A 19414-nucleotide genomic window follows, 5' to 3' on the forward strand; every position below is an offset into this window, starting at 1 on the left:
TCATAAAAACCATATAAACATTATAAATGAAGAAACAAGTTAAGGTACTTGCGTTAGCGGGTATTATGGTGCTTGGTTTGGCTGGAACAGATTCAGTACACGCACAAAAAAAATCAAAAAAGGGTTCAACTACCCCGGCAACTCCTTCAGCAGCGCCTGCTGCAGCAGCAAAAAAAGAAGGAATTAAACCATTTTCGGAAGTTATTACCGCCAAAGCAAGAACTACAAACGGTTTGTTCAAAACCCATAAAGTTGATGATAAGTGGTACTTTGAAATTCCAGATTCCATCATTAACCGCGAAATGTTGGTGGTTACCCGCTTGGCAAAAGCACCCGTAGGTATTAAAGTAGGCAATCAACAATATGGTGGTGAGGAATTAAACGAGCAGGTTTGGAAATGGGAAAAAAGAGGTAAACAGGTTTATATCCGTGTACCAAGTTATGCAACCAAGGCAGATCCAAAAAGTGATATGTTCGAGTCAGTGCAAAACTCAAACCTTGCACAGATTTTGGCAAGTTTCGAAATTAAAGCGTACAACAAAGATACAACCGGCGTAGTAATCGATGTTACCGATTTCTATAATGGCGATATCATGGCAATTGGTGCAACGGATCAAATCCGCAAGGCTTATAAAGTAATTGCGTATGATGCAACACGTTCCTACATCGACACAGTAAAGACTTTTCCAATTAACATCGAGGTTAAAACAGCAAAAACTTATCGTGCGGCCGAATCGCCTACTGATAACAGCAATGGTGCAGTGACGTTGGAATTTAATACTTCAATGTTATTGTTGCCGAAAACACCCGTAAAAGCGAGAATTATGGATAGCCGCGTAGGTTACTTCGGTCAATCGCAAATTGATTATGGAACAGATGCTCAAAAAGCAGAACGTACGGCATACATCCACCGCTGGAATTTAGTTCCGAAAGATACGGCTGCTTACATGAGAGGCGAATTAGTGGAACCGGTAAAACCGATTATCATTTATATCGATCCGGCTACGCCGAAAAAATGGGTTCCATTTTTAATTCAGGGGATTAACGACTGGCAAGTGGCGTTCCAGGCTGCGGGTTTCAAGAATGCTATTTTTGGCAAACAGGCGCCAACACCTCAGGAAGATCCTCAGTTTAGTGTAGAAGATTCAAGATATTCTGTAGTGCGTTATTTTGCTTCTGATATTCCTAACGCTTACGGCCCACATGTAAGTGATCCACGTACGGGTCAGATTTTAGAAACACACATTGGCTGGTACCACAACGTGATGAATTTGTTGCGCAACTGGTATTTTGTACAAACTGCGGCCGTTAACCCGGAAGTGCGTAAAGCTAAATTTACCGATGCACAAATGGGCGAATTGATTCGTTTCGTTTCCTCTCACGAGATTGGCCACACTTTAGGTTTGCCACATAACTTCGGTTCCAGCTATGCTTATCCGGTTGATTCTTTGCGTTCAAAATCTTTTACTGATACCCACGGAACGGCACCTTCAATTATGGATTATGCCCGTTTCAATTATATCGCTCAACCGGGTGATGGTGTAACAAAACTTCACCCACAAATTGGTGAGTATGATAAATGGTCAATCAAATGGGGTTATTCATGGATTCCAGGCAACAAAACGGCAGAGCAGGAGAAAGAGGTGTTAAACCAATGGACTTTAAAAAATGCTGGTAATCCACTTTATTTCTATGGCCGCCAGGGAACTACTTTGGATCCTCGTTTACAAAGTGAAGATTTGGGCGATAATGCCATGAAAGCCAGTAACTATGGTATCGCAAACTTAAAACGTATTCTTCCGAATGTAGAAAAATGGACTTACCAAAAAGGTAAGGACTATAGCGATTTGAAAGAGATTTATACTGAAATTGTTGGTCAGTATAACCGTTACATGGGCCACGTGCTTACGAATGTTGGTGGTATGAGCGAAAACTTCAAAACTTACGATCAATCAGGTCCGGTTTACAGTTATTTATCAAAAGCAAAACAAAGGGAGGCTGTTTCGTTCTTTAATCAACAATTGTTTACGACACCGCTTTGGTTAATCAATAACGATCAGTTAAGTAAATTTGATAACGGTACACTTTTGAACAGAATTAAGGCAGTGCAGGCCAATACTTTGGTTAACCTTTTAGCGGCACCAAGAATTGCCCGTTTATTTGATAATGAAGCTAAAAATGGAACAGCAAAAGCTTATACATTGCCTGAGTTATTCAAGGATATTAAAACTTCTGTTTTTGCGGCAGGTAGGGCCGATGCATTCAAACGTAACCTGCAAAGAGCTTATGTAGATCGTTTAGGGTATCTAATGACGACAGAATCAGAATTGCCTCCAGGTTTCCCGGCAGAATATGCTGCTAGCTATGGTTTGACGCCAATCAATGTGAGCTTATCAGATATCCGTCCATTAGTAAGAGCTGAATTGAAAGCGTTATCTGCTACAACGAAAGCTCGCTCTGCTGCAGGTGATGCAATTACGAAAGCGCATTATGACGATCTGAGTGTGAGAATCAAAAACATTTTAGATCCGAAGAAATAGTTTTCAAGTTAAGTGTTGAAACTGATCAACCAGAACATTCCATCATTTAAACAATCTATCATTCCATCATTTAATAAAAACGGAGTAAGCCTTTTCATTGGTTTACTCCGTTTTTTTTTAATTTTAGATCAAATCATCAACCCATGTTAAAACGAATATTTATTTATACACTGATTTCATTTACAAGCTCCATCAGTTTCGCACAAAATATCGATTCGATAACAGTAGTTAAAACTAAATGGGAAAGAACCAGAATTGCGAAGCAGGTGAAACTTTACCGCCATCATTTTAATCAGAAAAATTTGTTTGCAGCAAATGAGAATATTTCTTTTCTGGAGATAAAAAATACGGGTAGGAGAGCCATTTTTGCTTTGGGCGCTGAAGAAAAAGAACTGATTACCACCAGCAATTTCGGTATTCGTGATACCGCGATTGCCGCTTTAAATGGTAATTTCTTTGATGTAAAAAATGGAGGATCGGTTGATTTTGTTCGGGTAAATGGAAAAGTGATCAATACCAACCGCCTGGATAAAAACAGGGAACGGGCAAGGCATCAACAGGCTGCGGTAGTGATCGATAATGGGAAAATCATGGTTAAAAAATGGGATGGAAGCACTGATTGGGAAACGAAACTTAGCGAACAAAACATCATGCTCAACGGACCGTTATTAACTTACAACACAAACGATGAATTGCTGGATACCACTTCGTTCACCCGTTTGCGTCATCCGCGGACTTGTTTAGGAATAAAACCTAACGGGAAAATTTTGTTGTTAACTGTTGATGGGCGAAATGAAAATTCAGCGGGCATGAGTTTACACGAGTTAACAAAATTGATGAAATGGCTGGGATGCACAACCAGTATCAATTTTGATGGCGGTGGCTCCACCACTTTGTGGGTAAACGGAATGCCCAATGGCGGGGTAGTCAATTATCCAACTGATAATAAAAAATGGGACCACGAGGGTCAACGTAAAGTTGCCAATGTAATTTTGGTAAAAAAGAAATAGTTATTTTAGCAGCTAGATGATCAAAAATATAATACAAATCTTTTTTTTAAGTCTGATGCTTTCTGCCTGTAGTTCAAAGAATAAAAAAAACGATGCTACACAGAGAGATTTTCAATTTGAGCCCGTAAAAGGGATTCGTTATGAAGAAGTAAAACGCCGTTTTAGTAACGGGTTATCTTTTAACGAGCAGGGTTTTATGCAAAAACCATCATGGATTATTGAGGTGGTTTCTGAAGATACGATGTCTGCCTGGAGTCCACAGAAGCAGCGCATGCAGAATTTTTACCTTCAATACGATCATGGAAATGTGTACAACTTTGCAGAAGAATTTTTTAAGGTTAAACACATCAGTAAAGACAGTTTGGTTTTTCAACGCATTCAGGTAGATGGAAGAGTGATTGCTGATGATATCCGCTCCGATGTGAACATGACTTTCTACGCTCAGCATTATATCAAAAATAAACTCAAAACAACAGCCGAAATTTTGCAGCATCCTACAAAGGCCGATACCGCGTATATCGAAAAACGAGTTGCTGAAGTGAACCGTACCGATACCACCGCTTTTGCTGCTACAGAACCGGTTCAGTTCCTGCCAAAAAGTAAGATTGTAAAGGTTAAGAAATTTAGCAGTGCAGATAAATTGACTAAACGTACTTCGGCTTACGATTATATTTTCCCCCGATACCGAATAGAAATTGAGCGGGCATATAAAGATTTTGCTTATGAATGCCTGGCGGTGGTAGATTATACCGGAAATATTAAAATTTTAAGCGTAAATGGAGTACTTCCGGAAACTGCTGAAGGCAAGAAAAAGATGATGCAGGGCGTGGCAGATATCTACATTAGAAATCTGTTTGACGTAGCTCCCGGAACCACACTAGGCATTCCTCATAACAGCGAAATTACAGTGATGATTGTGGGTAAGGCAATTAAAAAGCCTTAGTAATCTGCTGTTTACAAAGTTTTAACGTTAAAAAAATGTTAAAATTTATTTTGATTTTAAAAATTAAAACTTACCTTGCAGACTTAATTTTAATATTTAATACAATGCAAGAAGGCACAGTAAAATTCTTCAATGTAACTAAAGGTTTTGGCTTTATCATCCCTGCGAATGGCGATAGCGAAATTTTTGTTCATTCAACAGGTCTTATCGACGAAATCCGTGAAAACGACAAAGTACAGTACGAAGTTGCTAACGGTAAAAAAGGCTTAAACGCCGTTAATGTGAAAGTAATCTAATTATTATCATATTTACACTGAAGCCCTGATTGCATAAATCGGGGCTTTTTTGTTTTTGAAAATCCCTGAATATAATATGGAGCCCCACCATTCTTCTGAGTTTCAATTTATGAAGCAAAATCGAATCTAGTTGATGGCTTGGGGTTTTCGCCATTGCGATGGAATTTCACGACCGCTTAGCAATCTATTTCTTCGGATGAGATTGACTCAATCGATAATAAATTGATTCGCAATGACGAAAATAAAAACTGCGATTTAAGTTTAAGTTAAGATTTTCTAGCTGTAGAAATCTATTGATAATCTTTTTGTAAGTACTAGTGCACCGTTTTTTTCCTCAACAAATAATCTAAAAAAACCAACCCTAAAACTAAATCAGCAAATAAGAAACTGTAAAGCATGGTTGGCGTCATGTATTTATTTAGGTTAAAATTGGCATTTATTTTAAAATCAAGATCAGAAAATTTGATATCAGCATTGAAAAGTGCATAACCAAAAAGCGCTACTAAAGACATGATAAAAAAGCCACCAATCCCATAAATAATATTGGTGTTAACTTTCGTTTTCATGGCAACTGGAGCAGGCTCCAATGCTACACTTTCCATCACATTTCTGGTAAACGACATCGAAGGTTCATCCAATTCTATCTTGTCAAAAGCTAAATTTAAACTTAAGAATGCTTCATACTGAAATTTAACTTCGGCATCTGAATGAATTTTCTCTTCAATGGCTCTTACTTCGGTTGCGCCTAAATTCCCGTCGATGTAATCCCAAAGCTGTTGTTCTATTGTGTTCATAGTAACTCCTTTACTTCATCTTGTAACAAATATTGTAATTTTTCTTTAAGCCTGTGCCTTGCCCTGTGTAGTTTCACTTTGATGGTATTTGGCTCCACGTTGAGCATTTCACCTATTTCTTCCAAACTCTGTTCGCCTTGATAAAATAGCGTGATGATGGTGGCATCGTCAGGCATGAGCATTTGAATAGCCTGATTTAAATATTTGTGGCTGTCTTGCCTTTCGTAACCATTCGCATTAAAACTTGAGGTATGATTTTCCAGTTGTAAAAATGTTTCTTCATCATTAATGGATGATGTTTCTAATCGTTTTCTACGTAGAAAAGTCATCGCTGTAGTATAAGTAATGGTATACAGCCAGGTGCTAAATTTTGCAGTCTGTTTAAAAGTTCCTAAAGCTTTGTAGGCCTTAATGAAGCAATCCTGAGCAATTTCTTCGGCATCTTCTCTATTTTTAGCGAACCTTAAAGCAAGCGTAAAAACAAATCGCTGGTGGCGTTTAACCAACAAAGCATATTGAGCGGAATCTCCGTTCAATACATTTTGAATCAGCATTAAATCTGTAAATTTTTGCTCCATGCTTACCTCTAAGACTACATTAGCGATCGGCAGGTTACAGGGTTGCTTTAAAAAAGTTGAAGGTTACTGGTATGGATGCTTGTGCAAAGGTACATGTTATAAGTTACGGGTTACGGGTTTGGATGCTTACGTAAAAGTTTAAAGTAAAAAGTATAAAGTTGCTGGCTGGTGTCAGAACAGTATTAATTGCCCTAGCCATGTAACCCGCAACATTTACCCCACTAATGCGAGGCGAAAAACTTCAAACCAGCAATTGATCCAATTAAAGTGCAGATGAAAAATATTCGCCAAAAGGTAGCAGGCTCATTAAAATATGCAATACCAATAATTACCGTCCCCACAGCGCCAATACCCGTCCATACGGCGTAAGCGGTACCCATTGGCAAGGTTTGGGTAGCTTTATTCAGCAGTAAAAAACTCAAAATAATACATATAAAAAATGCCATACTCCATTTGATATTGGAGAAATTGTTTGATAGTTTGAGGCAAGTGGTAAAGCCAACTTCAAAAAGCCCGGCGATGATCAGAATAATCCAGTTCATAGTAAAAATGTTTGCACAAAGGTATTACCATTGATTTGTGCTACATTTTACAAATGTTAAAAAATGAACTTATTTATCACTTGCCCTGATTCTGCTTAAAGTAACTTGCGTAACACCTAAGTAGGAAGCAATATGTTTCAGCGCAACTCTTTTAATTAATTCAGGTTCCTGGTTCCCAAATTCCCGATATCGCTGCGTTGCATCCTTGAACGATCGGTCAATTAGCCGCCTTTCTGTAGCTATTAGCTCCCGCTCGGCAATTTTTCTGCCCCAGTTTGCCAGGGCTAAATGCTGGTTGTATAACTTAAATAGGTCAAGCAGTTTAATCCTGAACAATGATGAATCTTCTAAAAGCTCAATGTTTTCATATCCAGGTTTATTATTGATATAACTGTTATAAGATAGTAAAACATCACCTGCCTGTCCAAACCAGAAAGTAATTTGTTGATTTTCTCCATCAGAATAGGCCCTTGCAATCCCGCTTTCTAAAATATAGAAATAAGGCTCAACCTTTTCGGCGTGTATCAAAACAGTACCTTTTCTATGGTTAACCAACTTGCAATGCCTAGCCAATAAGCTTAAAGCATCATTGTTTAGCGAACTAAATATTTCGATATTTTTTAATTTCTCCTGCAAAGCGATGTTTATGGAATAAAGCTATAAATTTTTTTAGCAAGCCTGTAACCTGATTAAAAACCATGTAGTCATAATACACAGAACACGGTTCAATACACAGAAAACAAAATTCACATTTAAAATATTAACATCATGCAAGGTATATTAGTTCCAATCTCACTTTTTTTAGGTGCATTCGCAATGGTATTTGGAATCCGCTATTTATCGAATAAAGAAAAAATGGCTATGATCGAGAGAGGAATCGATCCGGGATTAAGCAAATCTACACCCAAACCATTTCTAAGTTTAAAATTCGGATTACTTTTAGTTGGTTTTGGTTTGGGCTTGTTGGTTGCGCTATTTACGGTAAGAGGCTTATTTGGCAGCGACATGAACCATACAGAAGAAAGCCAATCTGTAGCCATTTATTTCGGATGCATCGGCATCTTCGGAGGCTTAGGTTTAATTGTTTCCTATGTAATCGAAAAGAAGTGGCTAGATCGTGAAACCCTAAAATAGTGCGGTTATTGCTCATGCTCGTTGGAAATGAGCGTGAGCAATACTGATCGTTTTTACAATTTAATCGTAATGCTGTTATTGCACTCATCCGCAATTAGCGCAGGAGAAAGGATATTTTTTATGATGTTGGTTTGTTAATTACCGCTACTGTTAACCTGCTGATGCAACTCATCTTGCCGCGATCATTATAAATTTTGATATCCCAGATATGCGTTTTGGCACCAATATGAATTGGTGTACAAACACCTTTAACCAAGCCGCTTTTCACAGGTCGCAAATGGTTAGCATTTACTTCTAATCCAACGGCAACATATTTTTCCGGATCAATAAGCATATAAGATGCAATGCTGCCTAAAGTTTCGGCTAAAACCACAGAAGCGCCGCCATGCAAAATACCTGCAGGCTGATGCGTACGTTCATCAACGGGCATGGTGCCGGTTATAAAACTGTCGCCGATTTCGGTAAACTGGATATCCAGCAAAGCACCGATATGGTTTTTCGGCCGTCCATTCAAATCTTCAATGGTAAAATCTTTAAACCACATGATAACGTTCTTTTAATACACCTACGTGATGAATAATGTGCCCTGCAGCAATAAATAAGATAGACTTCACATTGATCTCCCGTTCTGAAGCGACACCTTTTCTTGCTAATTCTGCTTCATTCAAACTTTTAAAAAAGTAAAGATTGGCTTTTCGCAACGCCGAAAACTCCTCAATCATATCTTCATAATTTCGCTCACTGAAACGAGCATTTAATACATACTCATCTTCATCAAAACCCGGCAAATGCTGCGCTTCATTTCTCGCAAACGCTGTCATCCGGTAAACAAAAATTCGTTCACAATCTATAATGTGCCCCAGCATTTCTTTCAGCGTCCATTTGCCTTCTGCGTAAGCAAAGTTTTCTTTGTCTTTGTTCAATTCGAAAAGCGCCGGAATGCTGAAAACCTGTTCTTCCAAAACTTCTATAATGTCGCCATTAACTTTGCTGATGTAGGTTTCGGCCCAAGCCGGATACTCGTTAGGTTGTGGTCGGTTCATATCTTAAACTGCTTTTTAAAATGATTCTGAAGGTTGTTCCTTTGCCAAGTTCTGATTCTTTTACGAAAATTTCACCGCTGTGATAGTTTTCTACAATTCGTTTGGTTAAAGATAAACCCAAACCCCAGCCACGTTTTCGAGTCGTATAGCCTGGCTGAAATACCGCATCAAATTTCGATCTTGGAATTCCTTTTCCACTATCGGTTACATCAATAAATACCTGTTCTTTTGCTAAATTTTCAATGATATTTACCGAAATAGACCCTTCATTTTCGATGGCATTGGCTGCGTTTTTTAACAGGTTTTCAATCACCCAATCAAATAAAGGTACGTTTAGTAAGGCCCGAACCTGCTCATCACCCGTAATGCTGAACTTCACTTTATCTGAGGTACGCACCTTGAAATACCTGATAAAATCGCTGATTACAATATAAACCGTATGGTCTTCCAGGATAGGTTTGGAGCCAATTTTAGAGAAACGATCAGTAATAATTTCCAAACGTTTTATATCATTTTCCATTTCGGCGATTAATGGATCGTCCTCTGCATCAAATTTTGATTTCATCAGCTCTGTCCAGGCCATGAGCGAAGATATTGGAGTGCCGAGTTGATGTGCGGTTTCTTTCGCTAAGCCCACCCAAACATGATCTTGTTCATCCCTCCGGGCCGAACTGAAAGCGGTATAAGCGGTTAAAAGGAAAAGAAAAATTACGCCCATTTGAATGTATGGGAAATATCTAAGCTGGGTAAGGATAAACGAATCTTTATAATAGGCAAGGTAATTTGTACCAAGAATATTCATCGTTAAAGGTCGATGTTGAGATTTCATTTGCCTAAGTTCATGAACAAAATATAAACTGTCAAAAACCAATGCGGTATCTGTTGAATAGTTTGTTTTGGTTGAATCTAATCCGAAATAAGTCGTAATGTTTTTAGATGAGTCTACCACAATAACCGGGGTTTTAGTGTTTTTTCTAACACTTTCAACTACTTCCCTAAAATTATCATTGTCCATCAAAAGCATAGAACGTTCCTGCACTTTTACCCATAATTGGAATTGATTCGCCTCTTCCCGTTCCATTTTTTTCACAAAGGTATCCGTGTAAAAAACTGATGCTATGCCGATTAGGATCGCAAATATTAGTAGGAAAAACTTCCAGCGGCGCTTCTTTTGATAAGGGTTCATGCTTTAGGTAGGCAAATTACAATAACAAAACGATAAAAAAAGAAAACCATTATGATTTTTAACAAACCATTAAATAAGTCATTTCAACCGTAATTGCTTCATAACAGATGAAAACAGTATAAAATAAATGAAAAACATATCTTTGTGCTGAGCATAGTGCATAGCGCTTTAGGCATGGATTACACCATAGCTTTCGCCCTAAACTCCCTGCTCTTTGCTTCATTATGGATAAAAAAGTTAGAGTAAGATTTGCCCCAAGCCCAACTGGAGGACTGCATTTAGGCGGTGTTCGTACGGCGTTGTTTAATTATTTGTTCGCCAAAAAAAATAACGGAACTTTTGTGTTGCGTGTAGAAGATACCGATCAAAACCGTTTTGTAGAAGGTGCAGAGCAATATATTGTAGATTGTTTAAACTGGTGCGGCATTGCGCCGGATGAAAGTCCGAACAAGCCTGGCGCCTACGGACCTTACCGCCAGAGCGAACGCAAACCGAGTTATGGCAAATTTGCAGAACAACTGATTAGTGATGGTTACGCTTATTATGCCTTTGATACCCCGGAAGAGTTGGAAGCAAAACGTAAAGAAATTCCAAATTTTCAGTACGGGCAGGCCACACGTATGCAAATGCGCAACTCTTTAACGCTTACTTTGAGTGAGGTAGAAGAGCTTTTGGCTGCTAAAACGCCGCATGTGGTAAGGATAAAAGTTCCTGAAGATGAAATTGTTCATTTCAACGACTTAATCCGTGGCGATGTAAGTTTTGAAACTTCACTGGTTGACGATAAAGTTTTATTGAAAGCGGATGGAATGCCGACTTATCATTTAGCTGTTGTGGTTGATGATAAGGCTATGGAAATTTCTCATGCTTTCCGCGGCGAAGAATGGTTACCATCAGCACCTATTCACATCTTATTGTGGAAATATTTAGGTTGGGAAAGCGATATGCCGCAATGGGCACATCTGCCGTTAATTTTAAAGCCTGATGGACACGGAAAATTAAGCAAACGTGATGGCGATCGTTTAGGTTTCCCGGTTTACGCCATGAACTGGACAGATCCAAAAACCAGTGATGTGACCAAAGGTTTCAAAGAAATGGGTTTTCTTCCAGAGGCTTTCATTAACATGTTGGCTTTATTAGGTTGGAATGATGGAACCGATCAGGAATTGTTCTCATTGAAAGAACTGGAAGATAAATTCTCCATTGAAAGAATCAGTAAAGCCGGAGCAAAGTTCGATTTTGAAAAAGCTAAATGGTATAACCACGAATGGATCAAATCGGAAAGCGCAGAGCGTTTAGCCCCAAGCGTAAAAATAGAACTGCAAAAGGCGGGAATTGAAGTTAAAGAAACGTTCTTAAACACTGTAATCGATTTGATTAAAGACCGCTGCACTTTGCTGCCGGATTTCGTAGCACAAAGCGGATACTTTTTCACTTCGCCTGCTGAATATGATGTAAACTCCGTAAAGCCAAAATGGAGCGCTGAAAAAGCAGATTTCTTTAATGCTTTTGCTGAAAAATTAACTTTGACTGATGCTGCCGCTGAGGAAATAAATTTCAAAGCATTAGCAGAAGAAAAAGGATTTAAACCCGGAGAATTAATGCTGCCGTTTAGGATTATGTTGGTTGGCGGCAAGTTTGGTCCAGGAGTTTTTGATATTGCTGTACTTTTAGGCGTGGATGAAACAAAAGCAAGGATAGCGAAAGCTGTAAACTTGTTTAACAGTTAATCAGAAAAGCAAATAGAATCAAGCCAGGAAGAAATTTCTGGCTTTTTTATTGCTTCAAAACCTAAAAGAATAAATCGGGAAATAATTTCTAATTTAGTCTAACAATTGTCCCAACATTTAGGTTATCCATTAAATTAAAAAATTAAAATTATGCAGTGGTTTGGTAAAGGCAGTAACAATGTAGAAGATGGCAGAAGCGGGGGCGGAGGTAAAACCATTTTAGGTGGTGGAATTGGGATTATAGTTGTAGTATTGGGTTTAATTTTCGGGAAAGATTTAACCGGTGTAGTGGGACAGCTTCCTACTTCGCAGGGAACAGAAGAAGTCAAGCAAGGTGTGCCCGCAAACGATTCGCAAGCGGTTTTCGTTTCTGGTGTTTTGGAGTCAACGGAGCAAGTTTGGGACAAAGAATTTCAGGCCATGGGCAAACAATATGAACATCCAAAATTAAGACTCTTTAGAGATGGCGTTCAAACAGCTTGTGGCAATGCAAGTTCAAACGTTGGCCCTTTTTATTGCCCGGGCGATCATAAAGTTTACATCGATTTATCATTTTATGATGATTTAAAAAACCGTTTTGGTGCTGCCGGCGACTTTGCCCAGGCTTATGTAATTGCACACGAAGTTGGTCACCATGTTCAGAACATATTAGGAATTTCAGAAAAATTAGATCAGGCCCGTGGGCAGGTAAGTGAAAAGGAATACAATCGCTTATCGGTTAAGTTAGAGTTGCAAGCCGACTTCTTTGCCGGCTTATGGGCACATCACGCACAAAACCTAAAAGATTTTAAGCTGGAAGAGGGCGATATTGAAGAAGCTTTAACTGCGGCCAATGCCATCGGTGATGATAAACTGCAAAAGCAGGCAACAGGAGATGTGCAGCCAGATTCTTTTACGCATGGAACTTCTCAGCAACGCATGTACTGGTTTAAAAAAGGATTTGATACCGGAGATATTAAACAGGGTGATACGTTTAACTCGAATAATTTGTAAACATTAAAACATTTTCAAAACATAATTGTTGGTACCTAGTTAATGAGAGTTTTATCTCCAAACCAAACATAATTATCCAAGCGCCCTAGTTGTATAATAAAAATGATCCTGATAGTTGATGACCGACCCGAAAACCTTATTTCATTACAGAAAGTTTTACAAGCACATAATTTTGAGGTTGAAACAGCATCATCTGGAGAGGAAGCACTAAAAAAAGTTTTAAAAAATAACTATGTGCTGATCATTTTAGATGTGCAGATGCCTGATATGGATGGTTTTGAAGTAGCCGAAGCCATCTCCGGTTTCAGTAAAGCTAAAGATACTGCCATTATTTTCTTATCTGCTGTAAATACCGAGCTGAAATTTATCACGAAAGGATATTTGAGTGGGGGCTTAGATTATATTACTAAACCGGTTGACATTAATGTCCTGCTTCTAAAAATCAAAACTTTTTACCGCATATACGAGCAAAGCAGAAAACTGAATGAGGTCCAGGAAAAGCTGCTGGAGGAAATTGAATTTAGAAAACAGGCTGAGCACAAAAAAGATGAGTTCATCAGTATTGCCAGTCATGAGCTTAAAACACCTTTAACAAGTGTAAAGGGTTATATACAGTTGCTACAACGCAGTTTGAGCAGGGATAATAAGGAAATGGCTCAAAACCATCTGGAAAAGGCCAGTGTTCAGCTCGAAAAGTTAAATGAATTAATTGTTGATCTGCTGGATATTTCAAAGATCGAAAGTGGAAAAATGAAATTCAATATGCAGCATTTTTGCGCCGATAGTATGGTTAACAATGCGATTGAAATGCTGCAACAATCTAATCCCGATTTCAGAATTAATAAAATAGGTACCACCAATGAGCATATTTTTGGTGATGAAATGCGATTGGAACAGGTGGTGATCAACTTTATTACCAATGCTATAAAATATGCTCCTGGCACCAACCAGGTTAATGTAACCATCAATATCCGTGATGGGAAACTCTATCTTGCCGTAAAAGATTTTGGTATAGGCATTTCTGCTGAGCAGCAAGATAAAATATTCGACAAATTTTATCGGGTGGAAGAAAACAGCCATCGCTTTAATGGTTTAGGTATTGGCCTTTACATCTGTGCAGAAATTATCAAACGTCATGGCGGTACAATTGGTGTAAATAGCGTTCCTGATGAAGGCTCAGAATTTTATTTCATTGTCCCCACCACCGAAGAAGAAATCCTGCAAAATCAACTTTAGTCATCTCCAAAATATAGAATGAAAACTACTCTTAAAAATAATTTACGTTTAGGCCTGGGCTTGTCGCTTATTATTCTTTTTATCAGCTCGCTGGCTTCTTATGTAAGTATTAGTAACCTGATTAAAAGCACAGAACTGGTAAAACATAGCGATCAGGTTATCTTAGATTCCGAAAATATTATTTCTTATTTAAAAGATGCTGAAACCGGGCAGCGGGGTTTTTTATTAACCGGAAATAAGGTTTTCCTTTCACCATATTATGGAGCGAGTGATTCGGCAGCGGCTATCTTAAAAAAAGTTGAAGTAGCTACCAAGGATAATCCTGTGCAGCAGAAAAATGTGGCCGCACTTCGTAACATCCTCACTAAAAGGATGGGCATTATCAAATCGACCATTGAAATCAAAGAACTTGGTGGCGCAGTAGATCCTACGGTTTTGTTTCAGGGCAAGGTTTATATGGACGAAGCAAGAGAAACCGTAAATGCTTTGGTGAAGGAAGAAAAACGTTTGCTGGAGTGGAGAACCGCAGAGCTTAATAAACTTACCGCTTACACACCAATACTGATATTGATCGCGGCTGCTTTGGCCATTTTGATTACGCTGTTTTTTTATAGAAAGGTATCAATAGATTTTGATGAGCGTGTGAAATTGCAGGAAGAAATCGAAAGCAAAAAATACGAAATGGAAAAACGTATTGCAGCGATTAAAGAAATTGCCTATCAAATATCAAATGGAAATTATGGCGTAAAACTAGATAGTCAAAGCCAGGACGATATTGGTGAACTGTCAGAATCTTTAAATACGATGTCGTTTTCGTTAAAGAAATCGTTCGATACCTTGGCAGAAAATGAATGGTTACAAACCGGGGTGGCCAACTTAAATGTAAAAATGGTTGGAGAAAAAGATGTTTTTCATTTAGCTGATGATATCATCGACTTTTTGGTTACCTATACCAAAAGCCAGATTGGAGCCATTTATTTATTTAAAGACGATGGTTACCTTCATTTGAAAGGAAAGTATGCATTGGAAGGACAAAATCTTCTCCCTGTAATTGAACTTGGTCAGGGATTGATTGGCCAGGCGGTAAAAACCGGTAAAAATATTTTATTGGAAGATGTTCCTCAAAGTGAATTGACCATCACACACGCAACAGGAAACATAAAGCCTGCACAGTTATTGGTTTTGCCAATCATCAGAAACGGAATTTCAATTGGAGGTTTGGAAATAGGTACGATTACCGCATTTACCGATTTACAAATGCATTTCTTAAACTTAGTGCTATCCGATGTAGGCACTGCATTATTGGGTGCTCAAAACAGGCAGAAACTACAACAATTGCTGGAGGAAACGCAGGCACAATCTGAAGAACTGCAAGTGCAGCATTCTGAATTAGAAGGCATGAATGCTGAACTGGAGGCGCAGGCGCAAAAGCTTCAGGCTTCGGAAGAAGAATTGAGGGTGCAGCAGGAAGAGTTGCTTCAAAGCAACCAGGAACTGGAAGAAAGAAGCAGTTTACTGGAAGAGAAAAATGAGTTGATTGAAGAACGCAATATCGAAATTCAGCAGAAAGCAGAAGCTTTAGAGTTAAGTACAAGATACAAATCAGAGTTTTTGGCAAACATGTCTCATGAGTTGCGTACACCATTAAATTCTATCTTATTATTATCAAGGTTGATGGCTGAAAACGAAGCCATGGATCGAGAACACCAGGAATATGCTGAAGTAATTCAAAGTTCGGGTCAAGGTCTATTGAGTTTAATTGATGAGATTCTGGACTTATCAAAAATCGAAGCTGGTAAAATGGAGCTCGACCGATCGAATGTTAAGGTAGATGATATTGCCTCAAACATGCGCTCTTTATTTAATCCTTTGGCTAATGAGAAGGCTTTGGCACTAGTTATCGATAAAGCCGACGATGTGCCGGAATATTTCCATACGGATAAAATGCGTTTGGAGCAGATCCTGAAAAACCTGTTATCCAATGCGATTAAATTTACCTCAGCGGGATCAGTGAAGTTAAATATCGAAAAGAATGAAAAGCTGAATGCCCTGGTATTTAAAGTTACCGACACCGGTGTAGGTATAGCGCCAGAAAAACAGGGGATGGTGTTCGAAGCTTTTCAACAGGCAGATGGATCAACCCGCCGTAAATTTGGAGGAACAGGACTAGGTTTATCCATTAGTAGGGAGCTTGCAAAACTCTTAGGGGGTTACATCGATTTAAAGAGTAAAGAAAATGAAGGCAGCATATTCATTTTAACACTGCCGATTGATAAAAATAAAGGTTTTGATGATGTGAAAGGTCAGGTAGAAAAACCCGCCCCGGTAGCAGTTGAACCTCTTAAAATAAGTCATTTAACGGTGAGCAACATTCCGCAGGAAATTGAAGATGACCGCGATAATATTCAGCCCGATGATAAAGTAATTCTGATTGTAGAAGACGATACCCCTTTCGCGAAAACCTTGCTTGATTTTACAAGAAAACGCAGCTATAAAGGTTTGGTTGCCGTTAGAGGTGATGTTGGTATTGAAATGGCAAAAGCCTACAAACCTTTGGCAATTTTATTAGATATCCAGTTGCCAATTAAAGATGGATGGCAGGTAATGGAAGAACTGAAATCTGATCCTGCAACAAGGCCAATTCCGGTCCACATCATGTCATCATTACAGGTTAAAAAAGAAAGTTTGCTTAAAGGAGCGGTAGATTTTATTAATAAACCATTTGCTTTTGAGCACATGCAGGAAATTTTTTCTAAGCTTGAACATGCCTTAAGCAGACATCCGAAAAAGGTGCTGATTGTGGAGGAAAACGAACAGCATGCCAAGGCATTAAGTTATTTTCTGAGCAACTTCAACATTCAAACCGAAATTGTAAACCAGGTAAATGAAGGCGTTTCTGCTTTGCACAAACCAGATGTAAACTGTGTTATTCTTGACATGGGAATTCCAGACAAGCATGCTTACGAAACATTAGAGGTGGTGAAGAAAACTCCGGGTTTAGAGAATTTACCTATTATTATTTTTACGGGTAAAAATCTTTCGAAAGGGGAGGAGAACAGGATCAAGCAATATGCAGATTCGATTGTGGTAAAAACAGCACATTCCTATCAACGTATTTTAGATGAAGCCGGGTTGTTTTTACATCTTGTGGAGGAGAAAAGCCGAGAAAAGACCAAAGCGCCAAAAGGATTTTCTGAGCTTCAGGATGTTTTGAAGAACAAAACTGTTTTGGTTGCTGATGATGATGTTCGAAATATCTTCTCGCTGACCAAAATGCTCGAGCAACACCAAATGAAAGTACTTGCCGCTACCGATGGTAAGGAAGCCCTGAAACTGTTAAATGAAAACCCACAGGTAGATGTGGTTTTAATGGACATGATGATGCCTGAGTTGGATGGTTACGAAACGACAACGGCCATCAGGCAGGATGTTAAATATCGTGATTTGCCTATCTTAGCAGTCACCGCGAAAGCGATGATGGGCGACCGGGAGAAATGTATTGCTGCCGGCGCTTCTGATTATATCAGCAAACCGGTTGATATGGATCAGCTCGTTTCATTGTTGCGTGTTTGGTTGTACGAAAATCATTACAAAGCTTAAACCATTTAAATAAAATATGCCTCAAAAATTAATTCTCATTATTGATGATGATAATAGAAACATTTTCGCCTTAAAAGCTGTTCTAAAGGCCAAGGGCTTCGATTGTGTGTCTGCAATCAGTGCCCGTGAAGGTTTTTCGATCATGGAAGAAAATGAAAATGTTGCCGTTGTGCTAATGGATATGATGATGCCGGATATGGACGGTTATCAGGCCATTGCCGCAATGAAAAAATCAGAAAAAATGCAAAATATTCCTGTGCTTGCGGTTACCGCACAAGCTATGGTGGGCGATAAAGAAAGATGTCTTTCTGCAGGAGCTTCGGGTTATATATCAAAGCCTATAAATGTTGATGAGTTATTGGTACAAATTGAAGAGGTAACAAATAAGTGATAAGTGAGGCGATAGATAATGAGCAGGTTGACGCATTACTAAGTGATGTACTGGAAGTTCATGGCTATGATTTTCTGGAATATTCGCATGCATCAATTAAACGCAGAATAACCCGGCTGTATACGTTAGATAACTTTGTAAGCTTTGCGGAGTTTAGGTATGCCGTTAAAAATGACAAACAGTATTTTAAACGCTTCCTAGAAGAAATTACTGTAAATGTTACCGAAATGTTTCGCGATCCGGGTTTTTACCAATCGCTCAGAAATGATGTTTTACCCGTATTAGGCACATACCCTTTCATCAGGGTGTGGGTGGCAGGTTGCTCTACAGGAGAAGAAGCATATTCATTGGCCATTTTATTAAGGGAACTAAATCTGCTACAGAAGTCGCTGATCTATGCCACTGATATTAATCCGTCTGTTTTGGAGAAAGCCAAAAAGGGGATTTTCCCATTAAATTACCTTAAAGGATATTCTGAAAATTACGTCAACTCAGGCGGTGTAAAAGATTTTTCTTCCTATTATACTGCAAATTATTCATTGGCAAAATTTGATGAGTCATTAAGCAGCAAAATGATTTTCTCTACGCATAATCTGGTTTCTGATCATTCATTCAATGAATTTCAACTTATTTTATGTAGAAATGTGCTCATCTATTTTGATAAGGAATTGCAGCATAAAGTGTTTCAGTTATTTGATAACAGTTTAGAAAAACTTGGTTATTTGGCATTAGGAAGTAAGGAGAGTCTCGATTTTTGGCCAGGAGCAAAGCAATTTAAGCGGATAAAATTAGAAAAGATATGGCGGAAGCTCTAATACCCACCAGGTGCAGTGCATTGGTGATTGGTGGATCTGCCGGGAGTTTGGATGTACTGTTAGAAATTTTTCCATTGCTGGAAACAGCGATTAACTTTCCTATAATTTTGGTTACGCACCGAAAATCGGGAAATGATTCTTTACTTGCCGATTTATTACAAAGCAGAACCGGGCTGAAAGTTAAAGAGGCTGAAGAAAAAGAACCTGTTTTGGCGGGATATGTTTACATCACACCAGCTGATTATCATCTTCTCATTGAACGCAATAAAACAATTTCTCTGGATTATTCAGAAAAAATAAACTACTCAAGGCCTTCAATTGATGTTACTTTCCAGTCTGCCGCGGAAGTATTCAAAGAAGGCTTGGTATGTATATTGCTATCAGGTTCCAATGCTGATGGTGTAGAAGGATTAAAAATTGTAAACAATTTGGGCGGTTTGGTGGTTATTCAAAATCCTAATACAGCAATTATGCCCTATATGCCACAACAAGCAGTTAATAATGTGAAAAGGCACATTATTTTAGATAGCTTTGCAATGGCTGAGTTCATAAACAAGTTAAATAGATAAATAGAGAATAGATT

General features: G+C 38.6%; 19 protein-coding genes. 12 read left to right on the forward strand and 7 right to left on the reverse strand.

Annotation, left to right across the window (positions count from 1 at the left end; all coding sequences use genetic code 11):
• Positions 1-26 precede the first annotated feature (26 nt).
• The 4 genes from EA772_RS06275 to EA772_RS06290 all read left to right on the forward strand — a co-directional run bounded on the left by EA772_RS06275 (position 27) and on the right by EA772_RS06290 (position 4789).
• Positions 27-2540, forward strand: a complete 2514-nt coding sequence (locus EA772_RS06275) for a zinc-dependent metalloprotease (protein ID WP_124911901.1) — start codon at positions 27-29, stop codon at positions 2538-2540.
• Positions 2541-2683: 143 nt separating this feature from the next.
• Complete coding sequence (locus tag EA772_RS06280) at positions 2684-3550, forward strand: phosphodiester glycosidase family protein (RefSeq protein ID WP_124911903.1); 867 nt, start codon at positions 2684-2686, stop codon at positions 3548-3550.
• 16 nt (positions 3551-3566) lie between these two features.
• Positions 3567-4493 (forward strand): hypothetical protein, encoded by a 927-nt coding sequence (locus tag EA772_RS06285; protein WP_010599195.1) that lies wholly within the window; start codon positions 3567-3569, stop codon positions 4491-4493.
• A 104-nt stretch (positions 4494-4597) separates the two neighbouring features.
• Complete coding sequence (locus EA772_RS06290; protein WP_010599196.1) at positions 4598-4789, forward strand: cold-shock protein; 192 nt, start codon at positions 4598-4600, stop codon at positions 4787-4789.
• A gap of 314 nt (positions 4790-5103) precedes the next feature.
• Here EA772_RS06290 and EA772_RS06295 read toward each other — a convergent pair whose 3' ends face one another.
• From EA772_RS06295 to EA772_RS06310, 4 genes are all read right to left on the reverse strand, one after another.
• Positions 5104-5583 (reverse strand): hypothetical protein, encoded by a 480-nt coding sequence (locus EA772_RS06295; RefSeq protein ID WP_124911905.1) that lies wholly within the window; start codon positions 5581-5583, stop codon positions 5104-5106.
• A complete protein-coding gene (locus tag EA772_RS06300) occupies positions 5580-6161 on the reverse strand; it encodes an RNA polymerase sigma factor (RefSeq protein ID WP_124911907.1) in 582 nt (193 codons plus the stop codon). Before EA772_RS06300 ends, EA772_RS06295 begins: the two co-directional genes overlap by 4 nt.
• A gap of 221 nt (positions 6162-6382) precedes the next feature.
• Positions 6383-6703, reverse strand: a complete 321-nt coding sequence (locus EA772_RS06305) for a multidrug efflux SMR transporter (protein WP_124911909.1) — start codon at positions 6701-6703, stop codon at positions 6383-6385.
• A 69-nt stretch (positions 6704-6772) separates the two neighbouring features.
• The gene (locus tag EA772_RS06310) at positions 6773-7339 is read right to left on the reverse strand and encodes a Crp/Fnr family transcriptional regulator (protein WP_124911911.1); all 567 of its coding nucleotides are present in this window, start codon (positions 7337-7339) and stop codon (positions 6773-6775) included.
• A 132-nt stretch (positions 7340-7471) separates the two neighbouring features.
• Between EA772_RS06310 and EA772_RS06315 the strand changes: the two genes are divergently transcribed.
• The gene (locus EA772_RS06315) at positions 7472-7837 is read left to right on the forward strand and encodes a DUF6249 domain-containing protein (protein ID WP_116168714.1); all 366 of its coding nucleotides are present in this window, start codon (positions 7472-7474) and stop codon (positions 7835-7837) included.
• A 118-nt stretch (positions 7838-7955) separates the two neighbouring features.
• Here the strand turns inward: EA772_RS06315 and EA772_RS06320 are convergent, their stop codons facing one another.
• From EA772_RS06320 to EA772_RS06330, 3 genes are read right to left on the reverse strand one after another with little or no spacing between them, the layout of a single operon-like run.
• Positions 7956-8381, reverse strand: a complete 426-nt coding sequence (locus tag EA772_RS06320; RefSeq protein ID WP_124911913.1) for a hotdog fold thioesterase — start codon at positions 8379-8381, stop codon at positions 7956-7958.
• The gene (locus tag EA772_RS06325) at positions 8371-8880 is read right to left on the reverse strand and encodes a DinB family protein (protein WP_124911915.1); all 510 of its coding nucleotides are present in this window, start codon (positions 8878-8880) and stop codon (positions 8371-8373) included. Before EA772_RS06325 ends, EA772_RS06320 begins: the two co-directional genes overlap by 11 nt.
• Positions 8861-10066, reverse strand: coding sequence for a HAMP domain-containing sensor histidine kinase (locus tag EA772_RS06330; RefSeq protein ID WP_116168712.1), 1206 nt, complete (start codon positions 10064-10066; stop codon positions 8861-8863). Before EA772_RS06330 ends, EA772_RS06325 begins: the two co-directional genes overlap by 20 nt.
• A gap of 224 nt (positions 10067-10290) precedes the next feature.
• On the opposite strand from EA772_RS06330, the gene gltX reads away from it, so the two are divergent.
• The 7 genes from gltX (at position 10291) to EA772_RS06365 (ending at position 19400) form a co-directional block, all read left to right on the forward strand.
• Positions 10291-11796, forward strand: coding sequence for a glutamate--tRNA ligase (gene gltX, locus EA772_RS06335; RefSeq protein ID WP_124911917.1), 1506 nt, complete (start codon positions 10291-10293; stop codon positions 11794-11796).
• Positions 11797-11946: 150 nt separating this feature from the next.
• Positions 11947-12789, forward strand: coding sequence for a neutral zinc metallopeptidase (locus EA772_RS06340; protein WP_124911919.1), 843 nt, complete (start codon positions 11947-11949; stop codon positions 12787-12789).
• 102 nt (positions 12790-12891) lie between these two features.
• Complete coding sequence (locus EA772_RS06345; RefSeq protein ID WP_124911921.1) at positions 12892-14025, forward strand: hybrid sensor histidine kinase/response regulator; 1134 nt, start codon at positions 12892-12894, stop codon at positions 14023-14025.
• Positions 14026-14043: 18 nt separating this feature from the next.
• Entirely contained in the window at positions 14044-17625 is a 3582-nt protein-coding gene (locus tag EA772_RS06350; RefSeq protein WP_116168708.1) for a response regulator, read from the forward strand.
• 16 nt (positions 17626-17641) lie between these two features.
• Complete coding sequence (locus tag EA772_RS06355) at positions 17642-18016, forward strand: two-component system response regulator (RefSeq protein ID WP_010599209.1); 375 nt, start codon at positions 17642-17644, stop codon at positions 18014-18016.
• Positions 18013-18831 carry a protein-glutamate O-methyltransferase CheR gene (locus EA772_RS06360; RefSeq protein ID WP_010599210.1) on the forward strand — a complete coding sequence of 273 codons (819 nt, stop codon included), beginning with the start codon at positions 18013-18015 and terminating at the stop codon, positions 18829-18831. The genes EA772_RS06355 and EA772_RS06360 overlap by 4 nt, the downstream gene beginning before the upstream one ends.
• The gene (locus tag EA772_RS06365) at positions 18816-19400 is read left to right on the forward strand and encodes a chemotaxis protein CheB (RefSeq protein ID WP_124911923.1); all 585 of its coding nucleotides are present in this window, start codon (positions 18816-18818) and stop codon (positions 19398-19400) included. Before EA772_RS06360 ends, EA772_RS06365 begins: the two co-directional genes overlap by 16 nt.
• Positions 19401-19414: the final 14 nt, after the last annotated feature.

The organism is Pedobacter sp. G11, from assembly GCF_003860265.1.
Taxonomy (GTDB): domain Bacteria; phylum Bacteroidota; class Bacteroidia; order Sphingobacteriales; family Sphingobacteriaceae; genus Pedobacter; species Pedobacter agri.